Annotated in this window: 8 protein-coding genes; 2 read left to right on the forward strand and 6 right to left on the reverse strand. The window is 42.6% G+C overall.

All coding sequences use genetic code 11. From position 1 onward, the window contains the following. Together ACFE90_RS22710 and ACFE90_RS22715 are read left to right on the forward strand one after the other, a co-directional pair. On the forward strand, window positions 1-2,342 hold a 2,342-nt coding region (locus tag ACFE90_RS22710; RefSeq protein WP_375504544.1), incomplete at its 5' end, for a hypothetical protein. A gap of 222 nt (window positions 2,343-2,564) precedes the next feature. Then, window positions 2,565-2,675: a photosystem I reaction center subunit VIII gene (locus ACFE90_RS22715; RefSeq protein WP_229486813.1), complete on the forward strand. Its 111-nt coding sequence runs from the start codon at window positions 2,565-2,567 to the stop codon at window positions 2,673-2,675. A gap of 383 nt (window positions 2,676-3,058) precedes the next feature. On the opposite strand, the gene ACFE90_RS22720 is transcribed toward ACFE90_RS22715, so the two are convergent. From ACFE90_RS22720 to ACFE90_RS22745, 6 genes are all read right to left on the reverse strand, one after another. Then, the gene (locus tag ACFE90_RS22720) at window positions 3,059-3,178 is read right to left on the reverse strand and encodes a photosystem II reaction center protein J (protein ID WP_012411803.1); all 120 of its coding nucleotides are present in this window, start codon (window positions 3,176-3,178) and stop codon (window positions 3,059-3,061) included. 70 nt (window positions 3,179-3,248) lie between these two features. Beyond that, the gene (locus ACFE90_RS22725; protein ID WP_322670285.1) at window positions 3,249-3,371 is read right to left on the reverse strand and encodes a photosystem II reaction center protein L; all 123 of its coding nucleotides are present in this window, start codon (window positions 3,369-3,371) and stop codon (window positions 3,249-3,251) included. Between the two features lie 8 nt (window positions 3,372-3,379). Next, a complete protein-coding gene (gene psbF, locus ACFE90_RS22730; protein WP_015115279.1) occupies window positions 3,380-3,517 on the reverse strand; it encodes a cytochrome b559 subunit beta in 138 nt (45 codons plus the stop codon). A gap of 9 nt (window positions 3,518-3,526) precedes the next feature. Beyond that, on the reverse strand, window positions 3,527-3,775 hold the full coding sequence (psbE, locus tag ACFE90_RS22735) for a cytochrome b559 subunit alpha (RefSeq protein ID WP_012411800.1): 249 nt from the start codon (window positions 3,773-3,775) through the stop codon (window positions 3,527-3,529). 229 nt (window positions 3,776-4,004) lie between these two features. Continuing rightward, window positions 4,005-5,024, reverse strand: a complete 1,020-nt coding sequence (locus tag ACFE90_RS22740; protein ID WP_375504546.1) for a photosynthesis system II assembly factor Ycf48 — start codon at window positions 5,022-5,024, stop codon at window positions 4,005-4,007. A 461-nt stretch (window positions 5,025-5,485) separates the two neighbouring features. Next, complete coding sequence (locus tag ACFE90_RS22745; RefSeq protein ID WP_322648651.1) at window positions 5,486-5,821, reverse strand: rubredoxin; 336 nt, start codon at window positions 5,819-5,821, stop codon at window positions 5,486-5,488. Window positions 5,822-6,070: the final 249 nt, after the last annotated feature.

A 6,070-nucleotide genomic window follows, 5' to 3' on the forward strand; every position in this document is an offset into this window, starting at 1 on the left:
AATACACTGCCCCAGAAGAACCCGAAATTAACTTTGATAAAGCGATCGCTACAGACAGTAACCCCGTTAGTATTCTTGTGCCAGATGAAGGGAACTTAGAATACACTGCCCCAGAAGAACCCGAAATTAACTTTGATAAAGCGATCGCTACAGAACAGACGGTTACTACAGACAGCAATCCTAATACCACTGTTCTGCTAGATGAAACGGAAAAAGATATTGATGAGCCTGTGAATTCTGTGTGGCTCAAAGGTGAGACGGCAGAACAGATTTTACAAAATTTAATAGATTTAGCTTTACCCAATTCTGAAGCCCTGCTCAATGAGGAAAAGGTTACAGATTCTCCAGCAACACAATCATCGCCTCCATTACTGCTAACTTTAGATTGGGATACTTACATTGCTCGTTGGGGACAACCTCTTGCAATCAATGGGTACGTAGAACTCAAAGAAAAGATAAATCTAGATCAGGCTGAAACATTATTCCCCAAAAGCTTGCAGGCGCTTGAACTAGAAATTGAACTGCGATCGCCCAAAAACTCAAAAATCTTGACCCAGGTACGGCAACCTTTACCAGATCAGGAGTTGCCCTTCACCATCAATACCTCAATTGATATTCCTGCTGACTTTGAATCAAAGTTAATTTTGGCAGATATCACTTTGTATGGTCGATTTGCTAATTTTGGTGAAGTCATCAGGTTAGCCAGCCAGTCCTTCACGATTACAGCAGATGTAACACAATTACTGGCAATTACAGCCGCAGCAACACCTAGTACATCCTTAAATGACACCATAGCACCATCGGACTCGTCTGTTGCTGTCACAGAGCCAGAGGCCGCTGTAAGGATCGATTTGAAACTATTCAATCTGGTCAAGATTCCAAAAACAGACCAGTCTCAGATACTCAATCCATCCCCAAATACACCTTTACCACCGCAAATTAACTTACAAGTTCTGCGAGAAGCCACCCTGCGGATATCTAACTTAAAAAATTCAGGCACTTCGCCTCAATTGCCAAAACTGCCCCCTATTCAAACCCATGCCAACACTCCCACAGATGTTGTTGTAGAATCCCCTACAGAAGAGGAACTTCTGGAAAAGGATGTTACTATGGTTGCCATCAACTTGGAGCAGTTGATCATCAAGCAACGTCGAATGCCAATACTCGACAATACTTTGCCGTACTTGAAACGGCTACAACCTTTGCCAGATGATACAAAAGAAGTAAAAAACAATGCTCCAGATGCGAAAGTTCCAGCAGATGAAGACTTACCGCAGTTGGATACAACTGTAGCTGATGAAAATACACTGGAATTAGTAGTAGATGATGCACAATTTCAAGAAGAATCTGTTGCTGAGGTAGAAGAAGCCCAGCCAAATAAACAATTTCAAGAAGAATCTGTTGCTGAAGTAGAAGACCAGCCAAATGCACAATTCATTACAACAGGGAACCTTTACTCATCTCCCTTGCTCAGAAAGTGGATGCACAGCCAAGGATACTCTTTGCCTGAATCCATCGATGAACTGAAATCTGAAGACCACGATAGCTATGTTCCAGCCCAGCAGACCCAGCTTTCTCTTAGTGCTGAAACTCCCAATGTTGATGTCAACTTGCCGTTAAACGTGGATGCTGATACAGAGATATCGGAAGAAGTTCAAGAGTCGGTTTCTGATCTTGAGAACTTTGGGGAAGACGCAGACACACCAAAGGAAGCTGATATAGAAACAGAGGAAAATACGGTAGTAAAAGTATCTGAACCAACACTCTCAATGGTGGTAACACAACTACCGCCCCCCCCTCCTCCAATAAAAATGAATATAGCGTCAGCTTGGTTGGCGCAAGAAATCGTTGTAGATGATACATATAGTGAACATAGTGAACTGGAAGCCAATGGAACGAAGAATGACTCTTTTGAAGAAGAGAAGCAACCACTGTTAGGTTTATCCTCTTCCCAACCCATAACTGCGGCAGGCATTGAGCCTTTGCCAATTCCAGAACTGCATGTACCAGACGGCGAATTAATCGCTGGCAAGTTTATCATAGTGCGCGTAGTACTACCTGAAGTACCTCCCCAAGTTGTTGTCAAGTTATGGCTTGAAGATTATCAAACTCGCTGGTTACTAGAGGGGCCTCATTTACTGACAAATTTGTTACCTAACGCCTTGGGAGGATTAGAAGTGATGACGCAATTAAATATTCCCTTTGGGTGTCTAGAAATTCGCTTGGAAGCGATCGCACTCGATTTGACAACCCAACAGGAGAGTCACAAAGTCACAATAGTGCGAACTGTGATTCCTCCAGACTTGCCAAACTTGCAGCTAGATGAACTCCTCGATATGTAACTCAGGTATGAGGGGCATTAGGCATGGAAAAGAGGCAGAGGGGCAGGGTGCGGGGGGCAGAGGGGAAAGAGCTAATTTTTTATTCTCCCCTATCTCCTTCCACTCCCTACTCCCGACTCCCCACATTAGCTGTGTTAAAAATCTTTAGAATTTCAAAAATCTTGGCAGCATTTGCAGTAAGCTCATTTTGAATTGTAGTGTTATTTAACAGGAACCTTTACTATGGCAGCTTCCTTTTTGCCTTCTATCTTAGTTCCCATCATTGGTTGGGTTTTACCAGCTGTGACCTTCGCGTTTCTATTTTTATACATTGAAAGGGACGATATTGGCTAATCTAGTCATTAGTCATCAGTCATTAGTCAAGTTTTTGGACAAGCGAGTGCTATCAATCCCAATACAGTTCAGTTAGCTTGTTTACCCTGCGAAGATCCTCCCAAACCACGCCAGTTGCTCCACTTTGGAAGACTCCAAGATTGCAGTGACTCTCCTTCAAAAGGGAGGCTATTTTCCTCCTTTACCCCTTTTGAAGAGGGTCGCCACAGGCGGGGGGATCTTATCCGAACCGTATTCCTATCAATTCTGTAGGATATGTTTCTAGACTATTGACCAAAATTAATACCGCCCATCTCATAGAGACAGGCGGTTTTTTTAACGTTGATTTCTCAACAAATGCTAGAAAATTCTAACTTATAGTGTTCGGTTCAAACTAACTCATGTTAAATCGAAGAACCAAGTCCGGCGTAGGCACCATAAAAGAAAATGCCCAAGACTGTAATTATACCTAAACCTGCGATCGTAGCGACGACCCACAGGGGAATTCTCCCACTTCCAGACACAGCTTCTCTCCTCCCTTAACAACTAATCAACACAGATTCAATAAACAAAGATTAACAACAGGACTTCTACTTAGTTGAAGAAGTAACTGGAAAACAGAATACCCAGAACGAAAATCATTAGTAATCCCAGGTATAAAGAAGTCCGGTTTAGTTCAACCGGCTGATTATTGGGATTGGGGGATCTTTCTACCATGATTGCTCCTAACGTTGAATAAATTGCATTGCGGCGATCGCGCCTAAAAAGAATACAGTTGGTACACCTAATGTGTGAACTGCCAGCCATCTAACGGTAAAAATTGGATAGGTAACTGGTTGATTGATGTTATTGCCGCTAGTCATGATCTCAAACTATTTTCCAATAAATTGTTCAACTTGTTTTTTAGCTTCAAAACGGTTCTTCACAATGGGCACTTCTTGCCGTGCTGGTGTGAAATACTCGTTGGGGCGGGGTGTGCCGAAAGCATCATAAGCCAGTCCGGTGCTGACAAATAGCCAACCGGCAATAAATAATGCCGGAATGGTGATGCTGTGAATTACCCAGTAACGAACGCTAGTAATAATGTCCGAAAACGGACGTTCTCCAGTGGTACCTGACATTTAGCTCCCTACCTTATACATAGAGTGTTATTGAGTTTATTATCCTACAAAGTTAAGAAAGAGTTACAAGTTGCAAAGTTCTTCTCAGAAATTAGGTATTGGGGATTGGGAAAACTCTTACCTAGTTTCCTAATTTATCGCGGGGTTTAGAGAGATCTAAAAAGTTATGGGGTAAAACGAGTATTTTGAAAACACGCTCTAGTTCCCAGTCCCCAATCCCTAGTCCCCATTAAGCGGCTTCTGGAGAAGTTATTTCAGGGTTTGGTAGATATTTGAGCAATACGCCGCGATCGCCAATTATAAATCCCCGTTCTGGCTCTAAGAACACAATTTTGTACAAATTAGCAGCAACTTCTTCTACTGCACGGTCTTTTTCCCAGGTTTTGCCACCATCGGGACTCCGTAGCAAATTACCGCTACCGCCACCTATCCAAATTTCATCGGGTGTGCGATATGCCAAATCCAGTAAACCCCAGCTGGTGGATAACTCTGGATATTTTGCCTCTTGCCATTCTTCAGGTTTAGTTGGGTCACTAAACTGAATTTGACCTCCCCTAGCTAGTAACCATAATTGCCCATTGTCAGCAAAACCCATGTTTTCTACGCGCCGAGAACTATTGCGGTTATGGGGTACCCAAGCATCTTGTCCCGGTTCCCAAGTTGAGTAGAAACTACCCTTGGCGGAAACGGCAACATATTTGCCATCAGGAGAACGTTCTAAGTTACGCACTACACCAACTGCTGATTCCACCTGGGCTTTCCAGTTTTTGCCGCCGTCTGTGGTCTTATATATGGCTCCTACATCAGTAGCCATCTCAGCTGTCTTGTCAGCTAGTGCCTTAACTGCGATCGGGCTACCTGGTAGCTTTTCGCTCAGGGGAATACGCGACCAAGAAGCACCTTCATCAGTAGTGTGCAGCAACAGTCCAGGCTCTCCGGCAATCCAGCCTTCCTTTCCTGCAAAACTTACTGAGTCAAAACGATACTTTTGCTCATCCAGTTGCAGTGTTATTGGTTTCCAGGTATTACCACCGTCATTGGTTTCCAATAGGGTAGCATTGCTACCTACTAAGTAGCCATGCTCAGGGTTATTAGTAAAAGCAATATCCAGGAGATTCGAGTCTGTTGGCACAGAAATGACTTTCCAAGGGTTGTAACTAACAGAGGGAATTTTGCTACAACCTATACACATGAGGACTACTATCAACAAGGTAGCTATTCGTTGCCAACCTTTCACAATTGAATGCATTAGTATTTCTTAACTTGTTTCTAAATTTCTGTAGCTGTTCTCTAAAAGGTTTACTGATACTTTTTTGCTAACATTTGCTAACAAATACATAAGTTGAGCAGTTCAATCTCAACCAAGGTGTATCAATCGATGCATAAAAACAAGTTCTATGCACTCTTACTTGTTTGCTTCTAGCGTGATTCTTGCTTTGAGAAGCAATATATTTGCGATTACTTGCTGTAACACCTCAGAGGCAACTTATCAGTATAGAGGTTGCTTGACGTTACGGATTATCACCTGAATCTCTAATATTTTATCAGAGAATACACTGCTAATCAATGTAAACAAAAGTGAGCATTTTTAGCTTAATTAAATGCTCTAGGGAATAAGTAAAACAGCATACTTGTGTGATTATAGTCACACAACCAATAATGAAAATCTTTTTCCCTACTCACTATTCCCTGTTTCTGAGATAACGGCTGTCATTGTAAGCCGTAGAGACTGATAAAAAACAAGAAGCCAAGAGCCAAAGCACCGAAAATTAGGATATTCTTTTGGGTTGGCGTTAGGTTGTTGACACCCAAACCGTAACCGAGATTTTCTTTGAAGCCGGATGCAGTACCCGCAGGGCCGATGTTGGCAAAAGCGGTTTTTTTAGCAGCACAAACTGGACAGCGCCAATTTATGGGCAGTTCTGCAAAGGATGTCCCTGAAGGAATATCATCCTTGTCGTCTCCCTTCTCAGGTTCGTAAACATAACCGCAGGCGCGACACTCGTAGCGGTCTAACACCGTAGTCTCAACAGCTGGTTCGCTCATGGCTAGGGCCTCGCAGAGGAGAAATCTGAAATATACGTTACAAATTATGACATAATTGTTAGGCTTTTCTATCACTATCAAAAGCTAATTAAATACTTGAAGTGTATCTGTTTCCCAGATTTCAGAAAAACCAAACAGATATAATGTAAAAGAAAGTGTGCGATTCGATGGCGCACGTCATGAGTCGAATACTCCTACTGGATAAGGTTTTCAAGCAATTTCTGCACCGATACCTAGGGGTATTCGCAA

Source organism: uncultured Nostoc sp., from assembly GCF_964245445.1.
Lineage (GTDB): Bacteria > Cyanobacteriota > Cyanobacteriia > Cyanobacteriales > Nostocaceae > Nostoc.

What these genes read in the sequence shown, in the direction of transcription:
- ACFE90_RS22715 (WP_229486813.1), top strand. Translation starts at nt 2,565, where the DNA reads ATGGCAGCTTCCTTTTTGCCTTCTATCTTAGTTCCCATCATTGGTTGG.
- ACFE90_RS22725 (WP_322670285.1), bottom strand. Translation starts at nt 3,371, where the DNA reads ATGGTAGAAAGATCCCCCAATCCCAATAATCAGCCGGTTGAACTAAAC.
- psbF (WP_015115279.1), bottom strand. Translation starts at nt 3,517, where the DNA reads ATGACTAGCGGCAATAACATCAATCAACCAGTTACCTATCCAATTTTT.
- psbE (WP_012411800.1), bottom strand. Translation starts at nt 3,775, where the DNA reads ATGTCAGGTACCACTGGAGAACGTCCGTTTTCGGACATTATTACTAGC.
- ACFE90_RS22740 (WP_375504546.1), bottom strand. Translation starts at nt 5,024, where the DNA reads ATGCATTCAATTGTGAAAGGTTGGCAACGAATAGCTACCTTGTTGATA.
- ACFE90_RS22745 (WP_322648651.1), bottom strand. Translation starts at nt 5,821, where the DNA reads ATGAGCGAACCAGCTGTTGAGACTACGGTGTTAGACCGCTACGAGTGT.